17 protein-coding genes are annotated in these 17267 nt (G+C 54.6%); 9 read left to right on the forward strand and 8 right to left on the reverse strand.

Going from position 1 to position 17267, the window contains the following annotated elements:
• Positions 1-2 precede the first annotated feature (2 nt).
• From urtC to urtE, 3 genes are read left to right on the forward strand one after another with little or no spacing between them, the layout of a single operon-like run.
• A complete protein-coding gene (gene urtC, locus ACZ1HF_RS07490) occupies positions 3-1208 on the forward strand; it encodes an urea ABC transporter permease subunit UrtC (RefSeq protein ID WP_472656903.1) in 1206 nt (401 codons plus the stop codon).
• The gene (gene urtD, locus ACZ1HF_RS07495; RefSeq protein WP_472656904.1) at positions 1205-1945 is read left to right on the forward strand and encodes an urea ABC transporter ATP-binding protein UrtD; all 741 of its coding nucleotides are present in this window, start codon (positions 1205-1207) and stop codon (positions 1943-1945) included. Before urtC ends, urtD begins: the two co-directional genes overlap by 4 nt.
• 3 nt (positions 1946-1948) lie before the next feature.
• A complete protein-coding gene (gene urtE, locus ACZ1HF_RS07500) occupies positions 1949-2644 on the forward strand; it encodes an urea ABC transporter ATP-binding subunit UrtE (RefSeq protein ID WP_472656905.1) in 696 nt (231 codons plus the stop codon).
• A gap of 3 nt (positions 2645-2647) precedes the next feature.
• Here urtE and ACZ1HF_RS07505 read toward each other — a convergent pair whose 3' ends face one another.
• Entirely contained in the window at positions 2648-3739 is a 1092-nt protein-coding gene (locus tag ACZ1HF_RS07505) for a Gfo/Idh/MocA family protein (RefSeq protein WP_472656906.1), read from the reverse strand.
• An 8-nt stretch (positions 3740-3747) separates the two neighbouring features.
• Positions 3748-4449, reverse strand: coding sequence for a GntR family transcriptional regulator (locus ACZ1HF_RS07510; RefSeq protein ID WP_472656907.1), 702 nt, complete (start codon positions 4447-4449; stop codon positions 3748-3750).
• An 86-nt stretch (positions 4450-4535) separates the two neighbouring features.
• Here ACZ1HF_RS07510 and ACZ1HF_RS07515 point away from each other — a divergent pair, with 86 nt between their 5' ends.
• The 5 genes from ACZ1HF_RS07515 to ACZ1HF_RS07535 all read left to right on the forward strand — a co-directional run bounded on the left by ACZ1HF_RS07515 (position 4536) and on the right by ACZ1HF_RS07535 (position 9624).
• Positions 4536-5687 (forward strand): LLM class flavin-dependent oxidoreductase, encoded by a 1152-nt coding sequence (locus ACZ1HF_RS07515; RefSeq protein WP_472656908.1) that lies wholly within the window; start codon positions 4536-4538, stop codon positions 5685-5687.
• The gene (locus tag ACZ1HF_RS07520) at positions 5687-6580 is read left to right on the forward strand and encodes an aldo/keto reductase (protein ID WP_472656909.1); all 894 of its coding nucleotides are present in this window, start codon (positions 5687-5689) and stop codon (positions 6578-6580) included. The genes ACZ1HF_RS07515 and ACZ1HF_RS07520 overlap by 1 nt, the downstream gene beginning before the upstream one ends.
• 71 nt (positions 6581-6651) lie before the next feature.
• Positions 6652-7239: a TRAP transporter small permease gene (locus ACZ1HF_RS07525; protein ID WP_472656910.1), complete on the forward strand. Its 588-nt coding sequence runs from the start codon at positions 6652-6654 to the stop codon at positions 7237-7239.
• Entirely contained in the window at positions 7239-8528 is a 1290-nt protein-coding gene (locus tag ACZ1HF_RS07530) for a TRAP transporter large permease (RefSeq protein WP_472656911.1), read from the forward strand. The genes ACZ1HF_RS07525 and ACZ1HF_RS07530 overlap by 1 nt, the downstream gene beginning before the upstream one ends.
• A gap of 37 nt (positions 8529-8565) precedes the next feature.
• On the forward strand, positions 8566-9624 hold the full coding sequence (locus ACZ1HF_RS07535; protein ID WP_472656912.1) for a TRAP transporter substrate-binding protein: 1059 nt from the start codon (positions 8566-8568) through the stop codon (positions 9622-9624).
• 41 nt (positions 9625-9665) lie between these two features.
• On the opposite strand, the gene iolG is transcribed toward ACZ1HF_RS07535, so the two are convergent.
• Genes iolG through iolD form a run of 6 tightly spaced genes read right to left on the reverse strand, consistent with a single transcriptional unit; the run spans position 9666 to position 16029 of the window.
• A complete protein-coding gene (gene iolG / locus ACZ1HF_RS07540; RefSeq protein ID WP_472656913.1) occupies positions 9666-10658 on the reverse strand; it encodes an inositol 2-dehydrogenase in 993 nt (330 codons plus the stop codon).
• 4 nt (positions 10659-10662) lie between these two features.
• Positions 10663-11490 carry a class II fructose-bisphosphate aldolase gene (locus ACZ1HF_RS07545; protein WP_472656914.1) on the reverse strand — a complete coding sequence of 276 codons (828 nt, stop codon included), beginning with the start codon at positions 11488-11490 and terminating at the stop codon, positions 10663-10665.
• On the reverse strand, positions 11487-12344 hold the full coding sequence (locus ACZ1HF_RS07550) for a 5-deoxy-glucuronate isomerase (RefSeq protein WP_472656915.1): 858 nt from the start codon (positions 12342-12344) through the stop codon (positions 11487-11489). Before ACZ1HF_RS07550 ends, ACZ1HF_RS07545 begins: the two co-directional genes overlap by 4 nt.
• Positions 12341-13324 (reverse strand): 5-dehydro-2-deoxygluconokinase, encoded by a 984-nt coding sequence (gene iolC / locus ACZ1HF_RS07555; RefSeq protein WP_472656916.1) that lies wholly within the window; start codon positions 13322-13324, stop codon positions 12341-12343. The genes ACZ1HF_RS07550 and iolC overlap by 4 nt, the downstream gene beginning before the upstream one ends.
• Positions 13321-14157 carry a phytanoyl-CoA dioxygenase family protein gene (locus tag ACZ1HF_RS07560; RefSeq protein WP_472656917.1) on the reverse strand — a complete coding sequence of 279 codons (837 nt, stop codon included), beginning with the start codon at positions 14155-14157 and terminating at the stop codon, positions 13321-13323. The genes iolC and ACZ1HF_RS07560 overlap by 4 nt, the downstream gene beginning before the upstream one ends.
• Positions 14158-16029, reverse strand: a complete 1872-nt coding sequence (gene iolD / locus ACZ1HF_RS07565) for a 3D-(3,5/4)-trihydroxycyclohexane-1,2-dione acylhydrolase (decyclizing) (RefSeq protein ID WP_472656918.1) — start codon at positions 16027-16029, stop codon at positions 14158-14160. It lies immediately after the preceding gene.
• 121 nt (positions 16030-16150) lie between these two features.
• Between iolD and ACZ1HF_RS07570 the strand changes: the two genes are divergently transcribed.
• Positions 16151-17254, forward strand: a complete 1104-nt coding sequence (locus ACZ1HF_RS07570; RefSeq protein ID WP_472656919.1) for a Gfo/Idh/MocA family protein — start codon at positions 16151-16153, stop codon at positions 17252-17254.
• Positions 17255-17267 lie beyond the last annotated feature (13 nt).

Below are 17267 nucleotides of genomic sequence, written 5' to 3' on the forward strand. Positions count from 1 at the left end.
CTATGACCTCACCTTCAGTGCTGCAAAGACAATCCAGGGCTGCGCGGGCAAAGCCTTTTATTCTGCAACACCCCCATGTGCTTGTGTTTCTCACCTGCCTTGCGGTTTTCACGGTCGGCGTGACACTTCTTGCAGAAGGCCCTGGCGCAGGCTTTATCTCTACCAGTTTTGTGAAAACCCTCGGCAAGACGTTGTGCCTTTGTCTTGTCGCCATCGCGATGGATCTGGTCTGGGGCTATTGCGGCATCCTCTCTTTGGGACATTTCGCTTTCTTTGGCCTTGGTGGCTATATGATTGGCATGTGGCTTATGTATGAGCGCACCAAAGACATCGTTCTCCAAAGCCTCTCGAACGCCGAACTTCCCCCGACGCCACTTGAAATTCAGGACGGCATCGGTACGCAGATTTTTGGTGTTGTCGGTGGATCAGACATCCCGTGGGTCTGGTACTTTGCCGATAGCCTTGGCGCACAACTGGCGTTGGTTATCCTGATCCCCGGACTTCTGGCACTAATCTTTGGCTGGCTGGCCTTTCGGAGTCGTGTCACAGGTGTCTATCTGTCAATTCTGACACAGGCCATGACACTGGCTCTTGCGTTCCACCTGTTTCAAAATGACAGCGGCTTGCGCGGCAACAACGGCTTGTCCGGTCTGCAAAACATCCCCGGCCTGACCCATTTGCCGCAATCAACGCTGTCGATTGCGTTTTTCTGGGCCTCGGCCATAGCGCTTGCGTTCGGTTATCTGCTGACCACATTTGTCACCTCGGGTAAGTTCGGCTCCGTCATTCGCGGCATCCGCGATGACGAGGCGCGGGTGCGCTTCCTTGGCTATAATGTCGAAGGCTACAAGCTGTTCATCTTCACCCTGACCGCAATTATCGCCGCTATTGCTGGGGCGCTTTATTACCCGCAAGCAGGAATCATCAACCCGGCAGAAATCGCTCCTATCGCCTCAATCTATCTGGCTGTCTGGGTTGCGATCGGCGGACGGGGGCGCATCTATGGCGCTGTAATCGGCGCCGCGTTTGTATCGTTGCTATCCAGCTGGTTCACTGGCGGGCAGGCTCCAGATATCAACTTTGGGTTCTATACGCTCAAATGGACCGACTGGTGGTTAGTTCTGTTAGGCCTGTCTTTTGTTGCAGTCACCCTGTTCGCCCCCAAGGGCATCGGCGGCCTTGTCGATTATGTGGTGCGGCGGAAATGAGCGCTCTTCTCGAAGTCTCCGGCGTCTCGGTCTCGTTTGACGGGTTCAAGGCCATCAACAATCTCAGTTTCGAGATCGGTGCATCCGAACTGCGCGCCATCATCGGCCCCAACGGTGCAGGCAAGACCACTTTCATGGACATCGTTACCGGCAAAACCAAGCCGGACGAGGGCAACGTGATCTGGAGCGAAAACAACATTTCACTTCTGAAACTGTCTGAATCCCAAATTGCCCGCGCCGGGGTGGGTCGCAAATTTCAGCGCCCGACGGTGTTCGAGGATCAAACCGTGCGTGAAAACCTGGCAATGGCGTTGAAGAACGACCGGGCGCCGTGGGCCGTGCTGTTTTATCGCAAAACCCAGCAAGGCGGCGAACGGATCGAGGCTATTGCTGAAGAAGTCGGCCTGACCAATCACCTCACCCGCACCGCAGGTGAGCTGTCTCACGGGCAAAAACAATGGCTGGAAATCGGCATGCTGCTTGCGCAAGACCCGCGCCTTCTGTTGGTCGATGAGCCCGCCGCCGGCATGACCCCGACAGAGCGTGACCACACCACCGATATCCTGAAGGAAGCTGCCAAAACTCGCGCCGTGGTGGTGGTCGAGCATGACATGGATTTTGTCCGAAAGCTGGGCTGCAAAGTCACTGTACTGCATGAAGGATCGGTTCTTGCTGAAGGATCGCTGGATCATGTGACCGCAAATCAAGACGTCATCGACGTCTATCTGGGACGATAACCGATGCTGGAAACCCAAGACCTGACCTTGCATTATGGGCAAAGCCAGATCCTTTATGATGTGTCCCTGACCGCCCAGAAGGGCGAAATCACCTGTCTGATGGGCACTAACGGTGTTGGCAAAACCTCGTTCCTGAAAGCTGTCGCCGGGGTACATCCGTGTTCTGGTGGCATTGTTTCTTTTATGGGGAAGGCCTTTAGCCGTTCCAATGCCCATGCTCTGGCACAAAAGGGCATCGCCTATGTCCCACAAGGGCGCGAAATCTTTCCACTGATGAGTGTGCATGAAAACCTCGAAACCGGGTTCGCCTGCCTGCCAAAAGCCGATCACCACGTCCCTGACCATATATATGATCTGTTTCCCGTCCTTAAGGATATGAGAAACCGCCGTGGTGGCGATCTGTCTGGCGGTCAGCAACAGCAGCTTGCTATCGCCCGCGCCCTGATCACACGCCCAAAGCTTTTGCTGCTGGATGAACCGACCGAGGGCATCCAGCCCAACATTATCCAACAAATCGGGCGCGTCATTGAACTGTTGAAAAATCAGGGCGACATGGCAATCCTGCTGGTCGAGCAATATTTCGACTTCGCTTACGGGTTGGCAGACCAGATTTACGTCATGAAACGCGGCCAGATTGTCGAAGCCGGGCGCAAAGCCGACATGCCACGTGACCGGCTGTTGCGGGCCGTGTCTGTTTAGACCTCACAGCAAAACCGCCTGCCCCGATAGCGCTGATGCCTGGGCCGCAAGCCCCATCTGAACAGCCATGGCACCGTCCTCAAACGACACAGTTGGCGGTGTTCCATTGCGCACCGCGTCCAGAAACAGCCTGTGCTGATAAAAGGTCGCCCCGTTATGATCACCTGCTTCAAGCAGCTGCGGATCGACGGGAATGGCAAGCTCTTGCGGCCCCTGCGGCTGCCTTGGGCTGATGACAAGTTTAGGTGTTGGCGCTGTCCCCAAATGATCAGGCCAGAACCGACCCGGCCCAGGCACAAGCGCTTCGATCTTGCCATCCGGCCCAACTGCCGAGATTTCTTCCTGATAACGGGATCCTTCGGCGAACATGCACAATTCCAGCATCGCCCGCGCGCCGTTGGAAAAATCGATAATGACATAGCCGTTGTCCCAAATGTCAGGCACCTTACCGTCATAGCTTTCTTCAAGATGGTTCACCGCCTGCCCCGCCGAGGCCATGACCCGCACCGGGTCCGCCCCTATCGCAAGCCGCATCAAATCGAAGAAATGGCAACATTTTTCAACCAATGTGCCGCCGGTATTGTTGTTGAACCGGTTCCAGTCTCCTACCTTTTGCAGGAAGGGAAAACGATGTTCTCGGATCGTCAGCATCTTGATACCACCCGTAACGGGGCCGACCTCTGACAGGAATCTCGCAATTGGCGGCATGTAACGATATTCCATCGCTACCCAGATTGGCGATGGATAGGTACTCATCAACCGGTCAACACGTGCGCGTTCGTCAACAGACGTATAGAGCGGCTTTTCCACGAGCACCGGCAATGGTCGCGTCGCTACAATCTGTTCAAGCTGGCTCAGATGCAGATGGTTCGGCGATGCTATCAGAAGTACGTCCAGCGCATCGATCTTCAACAGATGGTCCAGACCATCCGCAAAAACCGCACCCGGCACAAGTGCCGCCGCTTGGGTGCGCATTGCCGCGTCGGGCTCATATATTGCGGCGACCTCGGTGTCGGGCAGCAGCGCGATATTGCGGATATGTTCCTGCCCCATCATGCCGCAGCCGATGATGCCGTATTTCAAGCTCTGTCCCATTGGCAGTCCTATTTCATGCGCGACACATACCGCGCCTTGTCGGCGTTAAACCATGTGCGCGAATATTCAACAGCTACATTTCCCCGATCACTGCCAAGCCTTTCGACAAAGCCACATGGCATATCAGGTAGGAAGCCTTGCTGGGCTGGGCTCCAACCGGGGAATTGCCCTATCCCTACCCGATCTTCGACACGTGTGATCCAAAGGCCAAGGGATTTCCTGTAAAACAGGTAAAGTGAATCTGAGAGGTCTTCTGCTACGATGCTCTGCGCCTGATCTGCGTCCAGCCAAATCTCTTCCAGCGCGACAGGATCCTTGTTCAGAAAACGTACGCGCCGAATTCGGTGAGCTTGCACAGATGTCCCAAACTTCGGAAGCTCGTCCGGCTTGGGCAGATGCGTAACATCGATCAGACAGGCCGTTGGCAACCCGCCGCCTTTTACAAGTTCCAGCCGAAAAAAAGCATAGATTCCTTCGGGCGATTTGTCCGCTTGCACATAGTTTCCAGACCCTTGCCGCCGTTGCACAAACCCTTGGCTTTCCAGTTCCGCCAAAGCTTTACGCAGTGTGCCCACAGAGACGCCCATATCCTTCGCCATATCGCGTTCCGGGGCCAGACGCTCCCCATCCAGCAGATGCCCAGCGCTGATTTCGCGTAAGATCATCTCGCTGATCTGAATATAGGCGGGCAGTGCCCCATGAGGTTTCATCAGCCAACTGGTCCAAATTGATACACTATTGTTTCACAATCTTTCCAATGCTACGCAAGGATAATCTTAGACCAATGGGGGATTCGATGAGCATTGTGCCTGTGACATCAGCCGATCTGGCAGAGGTCGAGGTGTCATGGTTTTCCGCATTATGTTCAGATGATTACGAATATCTGGGCGTCCCGAGGGACGGTTTGCGGTCTAGCTGGGAACACTGCTCAAACATTGTGAAAGAGGCCGAAACTCAGGGGTTTCGCAATATTCTGTGCCCATCTTCCTATCAGGTCGGGCAGGATACTCTGTCCTTTGTTGCGGGGTGCGCACCGATTACGGACCGGATCAATATGCTGGCCGCTGTGCGCTGCGGCGAGATACAACCTATAATGCTGGCCCGTACAATTGCGACGCTTGATCACATGTTGAAGGGGCGTTTGACTGTCAACATCATCTCGTCCGATTTTCCGGGCCAGAAAGAAGACAGCAGCTACCGTTATCAACGGTCACGAGAAGTTGTCGAAATCCTTAAACAAGCTTGGACGCAGGACAAGATCAATTATCAAGGGCAGATATACAATTTCGAAGATGTCCCAAGCGCCCCGGCAAAGCCTTATCAGACCGATGGGCCGCTTTTATATTTCGGCGGCTATTCCCCCGATGCGCTGGAGCTATGCGGCCAGCATTGCGACGTCTATCTGATGTGGCCCGAACCCAAAGATGTCTTGGCCGAACGGATGAAGGCTGTTCATGCCCGCGCCAAGGCGCATGGGCGCATGCTGGATTATGGTCTGCGCGTCCACATGATCGTGCGCGACACCGAGACCGAAGCACGGGAATATGCGGATCATTTGGTCTCGAAGCTGGACGACGAATATGGCCGCATCATTCGTGACCGTGCCCATGACAGCACCTCGCTTGGTGTCGCGCACCAGACCCGCGCCCGCGAGTTGGCCGATCAGTTCGGCTATATAGAGCCCAACCTCTGGACCGGCATCGGACGGGCACGCTCTGGCTGTGGAGCGGCTTTGGTGGGCTCCACCGATCAGGTCATGTCAGCCATTGAGGACTATCAGAAGATGGGCATTCGTGCGTTTATCTTTTCGGGCTATCCACATATCGATGAGTGCAAAAGCTTTGGGCAACGCGTGTTGCCGCATCTGAAAACCTGTTCTCTGCCGCATGTTTACGGACGTGTTCCGGCAGAAACTCCAATGACGCCGCTGGGCGCGGGGAAGCGCTGATGGAACGGATCACTTTGCAGCATGGGCTGGAACTGTCACGTATCATCTATGGCATGTGGCGGTTGAGTGATGACGCCGATACAACCCCGGCACATATTCAGGCCAAGATCGAAAGCTGCCTGGCGCAGGGCATTACAACGATGGATCAGGCCGACATCTATGGCGGCTATGAGGCCGAGGAATTGCTAGGGGCGACCCTGAAAGCTGCCCCTGCCCTGCGTGAGCAGATAGAGATTGTCACAAAATGCGATATCATAGCGCCCGTTGGCCGCTACTCTGACGCGCGGATCAAATATTACGATACCAGCCGCACGCATATTATGGCCTCCGTTGATCATTCACTGCGCCTGATGAATATCGAGCAAATTGACTTGCTGTTGATCCACCGCCCGGACCCGATGATGGACCCCGGCGAGACCGGCAGAGCGCTGGACGAATTGATCGACAGCGGCAAGGTGCTTGCTGTTGGGGTTTCGAACTTCAAACCGCATGACTGGACATTGCTACAATCAGCGATGAACACACAGTTGGTCACAAATCAGATCGAAATCAGCGTGCTTCATAATGCGCCGTTCACCAATGGCGACATCGCCTTCCTGCAGGAACGACAGATTGCACCCATGGCCTGGTCGCCCCTGTCAGGGGGTGATTTGTTCACTGAAAAGAACAGCTCTGTAAGGGCCACCTTGAAAGCAATTGCCGAGCAGCAAAACACCGATGAGACCGCAGTTGCGGTTGCATGGCTCTTGGCGCACCCTGCACGGATCATGCCTGTTCTTGGCACAAACAGGCTGGACCGTATTGCGAAACTGGCTGATGCAACAAACGTCAGAATGGACCGTCAGGCATGGTTCGAAATTTACACATCTGCTTTGGGCCAAGAGGTGCCATAATAGAAAACTGAAGGCTGATCGCGGAATGCAAACCGGCAGCAAATAAGCCGGCTGAAAAGGGAGGATGCGCCATGGCGCCACTGTTGGGGATACTCGCCCCCCTGCAGTTTGTGAACGACCACGTCCTGCGTCTTGGCCGCAGCATTGCTGTTGTCGCAATGGCGCTTATGGTCGTGGTCATCCTGATACAGGTATTCTTCAGATATATCCTCAACAATGCCCTACCTTGGCCGGATGAGGCCGCACGCTTCATGATGCTTTGGATGACCGGGTTGATTGCAGCCTCGGCCTACAGGCGCGGCGGTTTTGTGGCAATTGATATGGTCGAAAACATCCTGCCCCGCCCATTTGCCAGCCTTTTGTCTATAGCCTTGTTATTACTGTCCCTGCTCGTTCTTGTGGTCGGACTAAAGCTCGGGTGGAGCCATGTGAATGGCGGCTGGTTGTTTAACTCTTCCTCACTAAAACTGCCTTTGGAATGGCTGGGGTTCGGGACCGTTCGCGTCAAGCTTGCCTGGATGTATATGTCCTTATTCGTTGGGCTGGTTCTTCTGACTGCCGTTAATATCGAACTGATCCTGCGCGCGCTGATCACGTTTGGCGGGCGTGGCCACGATCTGCGCCCAATCCCCGGTGACGACGTTGCGGGGGCCGAATAATGCTGGCTTGGTTTCTACCCCTATTTCTACTGTTCCTGATGATCGGGCTACCGGTGTTTTTTGGAATGTTGGCAGCACCCGGTATTCTCTTGTGGCTTAACGGTCAGGAACGCGATCTGAGCCTGCTTTATCGCAATGTCTATAACGGCATGGACAGTTTCCCGCTAATGGCGATCCCCTTCTTCATGCTGGCCGGAGAGCTGATGAACAGGGGCGGCATCACGTTACGACTGGTCGAGTTCAGCCAAGCTATGATGGGCCATTTTCGCGGCGGGCTGGCCCATGTGAACGTGCTGTCCTCAATGCTTTTTGCAGGTCTGTCCGGGTCCGCGGTGGCGGACACGTCCGCCCTTGGCTCAATGCTGATCCCTGCGATGGAAAAGCAGGGGTATTCCCGCAAATTCTCGGCTGCGATCACGGCTGCAAGCTCGGTTATCGGGCCGATCATTCCCCCTTCGGGCATCATGATCATCTATGCCTATGTGATGGGTGAAAGTGTTGCAGCCCTGTTTCTGGCAGGCATCATACCGGGCATTCTGGTGGGCCTTGGCCTGATGTTGATGGTCAAGTTGATGGCTGACAAATACGACTTTCCCGTCGCCACCCGTAAATATACATGGCCCGAACGCGGGCAAGCCAGCCTTAAGGCGTTCTTTCCGCTAATGACGCCGGTGATCATCCTTGTGGGTATTCTTGGCGGCGTGTTCACACCGACCGAGGCCGCTGCTGTCGCAGTCGCCTATGCGATCGTCATTGGCCTGTTTGTCCTGCGTACCCTAAAATTACGCGATCTGCCGGATGTGTTGACGCGGGCTGCCACGACCTCGGCTGTAGTTCTTTTGCTGGTGGGTGCCGCAATGGCATTTAAAACAGTGGTAAGCTTGTCCCATACGCCTGAAATTCTGGCAGAGTTCATCCTGAGCCTCAGCAATAACCCTTTGATACTGTTATTCTTGATTAACTTGCTGCTTTTCGTGGTTGGCATGTTTCTGGATGCAGGCCCTGCGATCATCATTCTGGGACCAATCCTTGGGCCCATCTTCGTCAGCCTGGGCGTTGATCCGGTTCATTTCGCGATCATCATGTCTGTGAACCTGACCGTTGGCCTTGCGACACCCCCGATGGGTCTGGTGCTGTTCGTCGCCTCATCTGTCTCGGGCGAAAAGGTGCAAAGCATCTCGAAAGCCATTTTGCCATTTCTCGCTGTCGAAGTGATCGTGATCTTCCTGATCACGTTCATTCCGGCGATATCCCTGACGATCCCACGCCTAACGGGCTTCGTAAATTGACCCTGAACTGCACATATAAAAACGGGAGGAACTCAATATGCTTAAAGGAACCCTGAAATCGCTGCTCGCAGCAGCCCTGCTGGCGGGCACAGCCATCTCTGCCATAGCGGCAGATTACACGATCCGGGCCACCGCCAATTCAAACGAGAACGACGAAGACTATGATGGCCTTGTCGTGTTCAAGAACTATGTTGAAGCGGCCTCCAATGGTGCAATTGAGGTCGAGCTATTCATAGGCACCCAGCTGTGCGCCAACGGGGCGGAATGCTTGCAAGGCGTGGCCGATGGTACAATTGACGTTTATATCTCGACCTCCGGCGGTGCTGCGGGCATTTTCCCTTACGTACAAGTGTTGGATTTGCCCTACCTGATGGCAGATGATCGGGTTGCAGAACACGTACTCTCAGGCGATTTCACCCGAAAGATGCGTGAGATGGCATTGGAAAGCTCGGGCGGGAAAATCCGGCTGATGACCATCGGCAACACAGGCGGCTGGCGCAACTTTGCGAATACAAAACGCCGCGTCGCCGCACCTGCGGATCTGGCGGGGCTGAAGATCCGCACAGTGGTTGCTGACCTGCCGCAAGAACTAGTTAAGGCGCTTGGTGCGTCCCCTACCCCAATTCCATGGCCAGAACTGTTCACCTCGTTCCAGACAGGTGTTGTTGAGGGGTCCAAAAACGGGATCACCGACATCATGAGCATGAAATTCCCCGATGCTGGTCTGAAATACGTCACCCTTGATGGCCACGCCTATATGGGCGCGCTGTGGTGGATGTCGAATGATAACTTCATGGCTATGCCCGAAGATATGCGCCGTGTTGTGGTGGACGGATTCTATCAGTTGCAGCAGGCAACATTTGCATCCCCCAAACGCAAATCCATCGCGGCCTATGAGGAATTCGTTGCAGACGGCGGCGACCTCTACGTGCCCTCACCAGAAGAAAAAGCAGCCTTCAAAGAGGCAGCAGCCCCTGTCTATGACTGGTTCAAGGCCAATGTGGACGGCGGGGAAACTATTTTCGAGGCTCTGACCAGCGCCGTCGAATCCGCAGAAGCAGACATCTCAACAGCCCGCACTGCAGATGTGAACTAAGACCAACGGGCATCCCGAAGGGGGTGCCCAAATCCGTAGTCCTAATATGAAAGCGCCTTCGCCTCGCCGTCAGTGCAGGATTGTGTTGCAGCATCCGCGAGAAGTTGCGCTTTCAACCCATCATGCCCTGTCGGAGTTGGTGGCGTACCAGCGCTTAGGGCTTCGATGAAATGCGCTAGCTCATTGGCATAGGCTGCCTCGTATCGCTCCAGAAAGAAGTTAAGTGTCGGCGCACGGCTGAAGCCAGCACCCGTGGCAACCTCAACCGAGGATTCCAGTATGTTATCCGCACGCAGCATACCTTTTGAGCCATGAACCTCGATCCGCTGGTCATACCCATAAGATGCTCTGCGCGAGTTGCTGATCTGGCAAATCTTGCCCGATGCCGTGCGCAGCGTGACCGCAGCCGTATCGAAATCCCCTGCGGCGCCAATTTCAGGGTCGATCAGGCAAGACCCGGTTGCATGTAACGATACCGGATCTTCAGCCAAGAGAAACCGCGCCATATCAAAATCGTGGATCATCATATCGCGGAAAATACCACCGGAGGATTTGATATATTCAATCGGAGGCGGCGATGGATCACGCGACAGAATTGTAACCAGTTCGACCTCTCCGATCTCACCCGCAATGATACGCGCCTTTAGGGCAGCGAAATTCGGGTCAAACCGTCGGTTGAAAGCGACCATAAAAGGAACACCAGCCTTTTCTACCACCTGCAAACAGGCGCGAATGCGGTCGGCGTTCAGATCAATAGGCTTTTCGCAGAAAATTGCTTTCCCACCATCAGCCGCCTGATGGATCAGATCATAATGCGTGGTTGTTGGCGTGCCGATGATCACTGCATCAATGTTCGAATCGGCCAAAATCGCTTCGGACGTCATAACCATGCCGCCGGTTTTCTGAGCCAATGCATCAGCCGCTGCAGGAACAAAATCACTTACCGCTGCGACACGGGCGTCGGGGGAAGCCATGATCGCGCGCGCATGGACCTGTCCAATGCGCCCGCAGCCCAGAATGCCGATGTTGATCAATGTATTATCCTTTCAGCGCGCGCAAAACAGTCCGCGCAGCCGCGACAACGGGGGCATGGGTATCGCGCAGGATTTGGACACGATCAAAGCGGTCAGGATCAGCATTTATAGCTATGCGCAACGCCTCTCCAAAGGCCATACGCAGTTCAGTCCCAATGTTGTACTTGCAGATATTTGTTGTCCGGGCCAGACGTTGACGTTGTTCTATCGGCACGCCAGAGCCGCCATGGATCACAAGCGGCACATCCGTTGCCGCCTGAATGGCCGCGATACGGTCCTCATTCAGACCGCCCTCTTTATTCTGTTGAAGGTGCACATTCCCGACCGAGATCGCCATCGCGTCCACACCAGTGTCGCGCGCAAAAACAGCGGCTTCACCGGGATCAGTCCCTGCAGATGCTTCGCCATCGGCATAACCCACAAATCCGATCTCACCCTCACAGGAAATCCCAGCTTTATGGGCCATTTCTGCAATTTGGGCGGTCTCTGATATGTTTTCGTTTAAGGGTTTGCGTGAGCCGTCGAACATTATCGACGTGAACCCGCTGTCAAGTGCCTCGGCGCAGTCATCGTAGGAATATCCGTGATCAAGATGTGCGACCACTGGCACTGATGCCTCAGCCGCCAGAACCCGAAACATTTTCCCCAAAATCGGCAAGGGCGTATGTTCGCGGCAGCTTGGCCCGGCTTGAAGAATAACAGGGCAGTTTTCCGCCTCGGCCGCGGCTACATAGGCGCGCATATCTTCCCAGCCCAATGTGACAAGACCAGCCACTGCATAGCCATCGGCTTTGGCTGGTTGCAGAACCTCTGCCAGTGTCGCAAGTGTCATTTGAACTTCGCGATCATGTCTTTGATGCCAGGGATCGTTTCGATCTGATAGGCATGGCTAGGCTGGAAATATTGCACGAGGCTGCGCTGCGACAAGCCACCCAGAATGGTGAAATAATACATCTGATAGCCCGGCAGGACGGCACAGGGGTGGTATCCTTTATCAAGACAGATCGTTGATCCATCGACAATGTGGTAAGCATCCCCTGCCTTACCCTCTTCACGTTGAAGCATTTGGACACCCGATCCGTGGTTTGGCTTGAACCGGAAATTGTACGTCTCGTCATGGCGTGTCTCGTCTGGCAGACGATCCGTGTCATGCTTATGCGACGGAAAACCGGACCAGCCACCCTCACCCACTGTGAACAGTTCCGAGACCAGCAAGCGCCCCACCTTGTCGTGATATTTGGTGCCAAGAATATGTTTGATCTTACGGTGCGTCTTGGTCTCGTCGGACCCGTACTGTACAAGGTCAAGCTCATCTTTCCGCACAGCAAATGGCTCAAGCACTTTTTCATAAAATGCCCCGGCAACGAAGACTTCAGCCTCGTCACTGGTGCAGACCATTTCAGCTTTCGCGCCCGTTGGAACATAGACACCTTCAGGCTCCCCGCCCCAAACGTCTTCGACGCGTTCACCAATGCTGTCAGCCTTGAAACCTTCGATACTTACATCCACCGTCCCTGTCGCGGGCACGATACATGTCTCGTACCGCGGTGTGGCGTATTCAAACGCCTGGCCTTTCTTCAGCTTGACGATATTGAAGTAGTTCAGCGGCACAGTTGCATCATCCACATCGACAATGGGTTTGTTCTGATTGTCAAAGGGGGGATATGCATGATGTGATCCTTTCAAACTTTTGTCGGGCCGGGGTGACCAGCCAAAAAATCTTGCAATGTTTTTGTGTCAGGCATAGCGGGCGCGCAGCCAGGTTTGGAGACCGTGACAGACGCACAAGCAGAGCCGCGCAAGATCGCCGCATCCAAATCCATGCCAGCAGCAAGGCCAGTAACAAGGCCCGCCATAAAACTGTCCCCGGCACCTGTGGGTTTGAGCGCCTCAACAGGGTATATCCCGGTGCGGATTTCCTGATCGCCGTGAAAGGTAATCGCGCCTTCGGGGCCCATTTTGTAAACGACAATGGTTGCAGTGGTCCGCGCCAGTTCACGCGCTTTGTCCAGCCCCTTGTCGATGCCACCAGCCATAAACCCGAACTCTTCGTCATTGCCCACGATCATATCAGACATCGCGCCTGCTTTTGACAAAACCTCTTCTGCAATCTGCGGCGAGGGCCATGAATATGGGCGATAATCAATATCAAAAATGATCGGTAGCCCGACAGCTTTTGCCAATTCAAAGGCATGAAACGCCGCACTGCGTGACGGCTCTGCCGCAAAAACTGTGCCCGCCGTGATTAAGGCACCAAACCTGCCATAATCGATAGCTTCCACATCTGATTTATTCATCTGAAAATCAGCCGCGCCATTGCGATAGATCACCGATTGATGATCTTCAATCCGGCTTTCGTAGACGGCCAATGAATTGCGGAACTCGCCCCCGATGGGCATCACATTCGCTACATCGACACCGTAATGGGACAACTGGTTAACCGCATATCGCCCAATGCTGTCGTCAGACACGCGTGTCAGCAAAGCCGACTTACCCCCCAGCTTGCAAATTCCAGCAGCGATATTGGCAGAGCTTCCGCCAAGGCTTGCGCGAAAGACCTCACCCTCTTCAGTTTTCGTCCCGGGCGGGTCGGGGAAGAAATCCATGCCTGCACGCCCTATAATGACGAAATTGTTCTGTTTTATGCCATCAAGCAGATCGGTCATACACGTCCTGCCGCATTTGTTGCCGCCGCTTGATCCAGAATTTCCGGATAGGGATAATTCAATCCAAGAAGCTGTTTAATGTCTGGTGACGCGGTCGCGATGAAGTCATCGGGGAGTGCCGCAGGCATGTCTTCCAAAGGTTTGACCCATTTTGGCAAATAGTTGATCAAAATTGCAGAGCGGTCATGGTCAGACTTATTCGGCATCGCACAATGCCATGCCACGCCATAAAACAGAGCAACATCACCGGGCTGCCCCAACATGCGTTCGCATTTGTCATAGAAGTTGTCAGCTTCAACCGGATAGCGCAATTCTTTTTGTGACCCCGGCACATAAGCCGTCGCACCACTTTCTTCCGTGAAGGGGTCCAGCAGAATCGAAATCTGGGCATTCATCGGGAAAGATCCATTCAGACCATGTGGATGCGTCTCAGGCGTATGAAAATCCCAATATGGATAATCGACATGCGGTTCTTGCCCCGGTCCGTTGGGCAGGATCCGGTTCGCAGCGATAGACCCCATGATGAATTCGGTCCCCAGAAACTTCCGCAGGATTGTCATGAACACAGGATGCGCTGCCATATCGGAAAAAACCGCGCCCTTGGCCAGAAGGTTCCAGACGCGGCGCTGTAGATTTGCGTGACCTTCCTCAAGCGCTTTGCCTTGAAAGTGGGTTACTTTGTCCTGAGCCTCAGATTCGCGCATGATGATGTCACGCGCCTCGGTAATCTGCTCAGACGTAAACAAACCCGATAGCAGCACTGCGCCCTTGCCATGCAGCAATTCCTGCACGATTTCATCAGGCTCTACCGTATCTGCAGTATAGCGTTTCACTCAGACCCCCTTGCGCTGTCGGGCGCGGGCACTTTCGACCTCTTCATGTGCAGCAGTTATCTTTGGCTTATCTGAGATATGCGGCGTGCCGACCTCCCACCAGGTGTGGCCTTCGGTTGTCCAGCCGTCATAAGCATCCACCTTCATGGAAATAATATATGTCTGATCAGCGGCTTTGGCGCGGGCAAGCGCATCAGCCAGACCTGCTGGTGACGTGACCGTTTCAGCCATTGCGCCAAGGGACCGCGCATGGGCTTCGAAATCAACGCCGACCTGATGCGTCGCCGTGGGCGTATCTGCAAATAGGTTGTTAAAACTCTCGCCACCCATATTGCTCTGCAATTTGTTGATCACCGCGAACCCACCATTGTCGAGTACCAGAATGATCAGCTTTTTCTGTGTTAAAACAGAAGAATAAATATCAGAGTTCATTAATAGATATGACCCATCGCCGGTGAAAACGATTGTGTCTTTCTCGGGCTCTAGCTCAGATTGCGCAATTCGGGCGCCCCAGCCACCGGCGATCTCATAGCCCATGCAAGAGAACCCGAATTCAACATCGACAGTGCCAATATCCAACGTGCGCCAGTTTGCCGTTACTTCTGCTGGCAATCCTCCGGCGGCAGCGACAACTCGGTCGCGTGGGTCGCAAAGGGCATTCACCGCACCAATGGCTTGCGCATAAGATGGCGGGCCGTTGCCTATGCGCGTGTTCTCAGTCACGTAATTTGCCCATTTTGCGCGCTTGGTCTGGGCAAGTTTGGTCCAGTCAGCAGGCGAAGCGTAACCCTTCATGTCAGAGCGCAGGACCGCTAACCCAAGCTTTGCGTCACCGACGACCGTCAGCGACATATGCTTAGCCGCGTCATGGCGGGCCGCGTTCAGGCCGATGATTTTTGCATCCTGCGCGAAGGCCGTCCAACTGCCGGTCGTGAAATCCTGAAGCCGGGTTCCGACTGCCAGAATAACGTCCGCCTTCTCTGCAATTGCATTGGCTGAGTCTGATCCGGTTACGCCAAGCGGCCCTATATTCAGCGGATGCGTATCCAGCAGATTTGCCCGCCCAGCAATGGTTTCAACGACAGGAATACCGGTTGCTTCGACAAAGGTGGTTAGTTCAGCCACGGCACCGGAATACTGTACTCCGCCGCCTGCGATAATCATCGGGCGCTTTGCTGTCTTTAACAGACCAACCGCCGACGCGATTTCGTCCACATCCGCAGCTTGCCGTCTGATCCGGTGCACGTGTTCTTCAAAGAAGCTGACCGGGTAGTCGTAGCTCCAACCCTGCACATCCTGTGGCAAGCCTATAAATGCGGGACCGCAATCAGCCGGGTCCAGCATCGTGTTCAAAGCCGCTTGCAAAGACTGGATGATCTGGGCGGGATGTGTGATCCGGTCCCAGAACCGTGTCACCGCCTTGAAGGCGTCGTTTACACCAAATGTCGGATCGCCGAAATGTTCGAGTTGTTGCAGCACCGGATCCGGCAGCCGAGTGATAAACGTATCACCACAGAGCATAAGCATCGGCAAGCGGTTTGCATGAGCCAAGGCCGAAGCTGTCAAAAGGTTCGCCGTACCGGGCCCGGCTGAGGCTGTGCAAAACATAAACCGACGGCGCAGGTGATACTTCGCATAAGCCGCAGCAGCGAACCCCATGCCTTGCTCGTTCTGCCCACGATAGAGCGGTAATTCGGCTTGGTGGTCATACAACGCCTCGCCCAGACACGTGACATTGCCATGCCCGAAAATGCCGAACCCACCGCCACATAGACGGGTTTTCTTGCCATCAATCTCGATGAATTGTGCAGCAAGATAACGCACAATGGCCTGTGCTGTGGTCAATGTGATGGTATCACTGGTCTGTGCCACGCCATATCCCCCCGGATCGTCAAATTCATCCCACAGCGCGATTGCATATTGACCCGCTGCCCGAATCCAAGATAACCATTTTGCAACCGGTTGCAATTGCTTTCTTGAAAGGAATGCCACAGTGACAGATATCGGCATCGGCATTGTTGGTGGTGGCTATATGGGAAAGGCACATGCTGTTGCCTTTTCTTCAGTCGCAGCACTTTTCGGGACGTCCCTGCGGCCCCGGTTGGAAATGGTGTGCGCGTCCTCACCTGCCTCTGCAGAGCGCTACCGCGCGACCTATGGTTTTCACCGCGCGACAGATGACTGGCGCGTCTTGGTCGAAGACCCGAAAGTCGAGGCGGTTATTATCGCATCTCCTCAAGAGACCCATTGTGATATTGCTGTCGCTGCCTTTTCCAAAAATAAGCATGTGATGTGCGAAAAACCTTTGGGCGCCTCCCTCACGGAAAGCCGTATCATGCTTGCGGCAGCCGAAGCCTCGGGGGCTGCGCATATGGTTGGTTTCAACTATATCCGCACGCCAGCATCGCAATATGCCTATGAGTTGATCCGAAGCGGCCGCCTTGGCGATATCACCTATTTCAGAGGTGAACATACTGAAGATTTCTACGCCGACCCGGATGCCCCCGCGACATGGCGCACAAATGGGATGGCCAATGGCACGATGGGCGATTTGGCCCCACATATGATCAATGGTGCACGGCGTCTGATGGGTCCGATTGTCGCGCTGAATGCGGTGGTTGAAACCGTACACACGGACCGGGGCGGTGTTCCCGTAACAAATGATGATCAGGCGCAAATGATGGTGAGATTCGAGAATGGCGCGCAAGGCCATATCCATGTCAGCCGCATCGCAACAGGGCGAAAAATGGGGTACGCCTATGAGGTTCACGGGACAAAGGGCGCGATCCGGTTCGATGGCGAGGATCAGAACGCCATTCACCTGTATCTGCGCGATGGGCCCGAAGCAGAACAAGGGTTTCGCAAAATTCTGACCGGACCCGCTCACCCTGATTATCTGCCATTTTGCCAAGGCCCCGGCCACGGCACGGGATATCAGGATCAGATCATAATTGAAGCGCATGATTTCCTGAAAGCGATTTCGGACAAAACACCTGTATGGCCGACCTTTGCGGAAGGCATGGAAGTAAACCGCGTGGTTGCGGCTGCATTGGACTCCAGCACCAAAAAGGCTTGGGTCAATGTGGCGGACTACTGAGAGAAGGCAAAAC

It is taken from the genome of Litoreibacter sp. GN1-5, from assembly GCF_055693805.1.

Bases quoted from the DNA above. Each gene is read 5' to 3' on its own strand.
- ACZ1HF_RS07510 (WP_472656907.1), bottom strand. From the start codon at position 4,449: ATGAAACCTCATGGGGCACTGCCCGCCTATATTCAGATCAGCGAGATG.
- urtD (WP_472656904.1), top strand. From the start codon at position 1,205: ATGAGCGCTCTTCTCGAAGTCTCCGGCGTCTCGGTCTCGTTTGACGGG.
- ACZ1HF_RS07525 (WP_472656910.1), top strand. From the start codon at position 6,652: ATGGCGCCACTGTTGGGGATACTCGCCCCCCTGCAGTTTGTGAACGAC.
- ACZ1HF_RS07515 (WP_472656908.1), top strand. From the start codon at position 4,536: ATGAGCATTGTGCCTGTGACATCAGCCGATCTGGCAGAGGTCGAGGTG.
- ACZ1HF_RS07545 (WP_472656914.1), bottom strand. From the start codon at position 11,490: ATGACACTTGCGACACTGGCAGAGGTTCTGCAACCAGCCAAAGCCGAT.
- iolC (WP_472656916.1), bottom strand. From the start codon at position 13,324: ATGACCGATCTGCTTGATGGCATAAAACAGAACAATTTCGTCATTATA.
- ACZ1HF_RS07530 (WP_472656911.1), top strand. From the start codon at position 7,239: ATGCTGGCTTGGTTTCTACCCCTATTTCTACTGTTCCTGATGATCGGG.
- ACZ1HF_RS07535 (WP_472656912.1), top strand. From the start codon at position 8,566: ATGCTTAAAGGAACCCTGAAATCGCTGCTCGCAGCAGCCCTGCTGGCG.
- ACZ1HF_RS07520 (WP_472656909.1), top strand. From the start codon at position 5,687: ATGGAACGGATCACTTTGCAGCATGGGCTGGAACTGTCACGTATCATC.
- ACZ1HF_RS07505 (WP_472656906.1), bottom strand. From the start codon at position 3,739: ATGGGACAGAGCTTGAAATACGGCATCATCGGCTGCGGCATGATGGGG.
- urtC (WP_472656903.1), top strand. From the start codon at position 3: ATGACCTCACCTTCAGTGCTGCAAAGACAATCCAGGGCTGCGCGGGCA.
- urtE (WP_472656905.1), top strand. From the start codon at position 1,949: ATGCTGGAAACCCAAGACCTGACCTTGCATTATGGGCAAAGCCAGATC.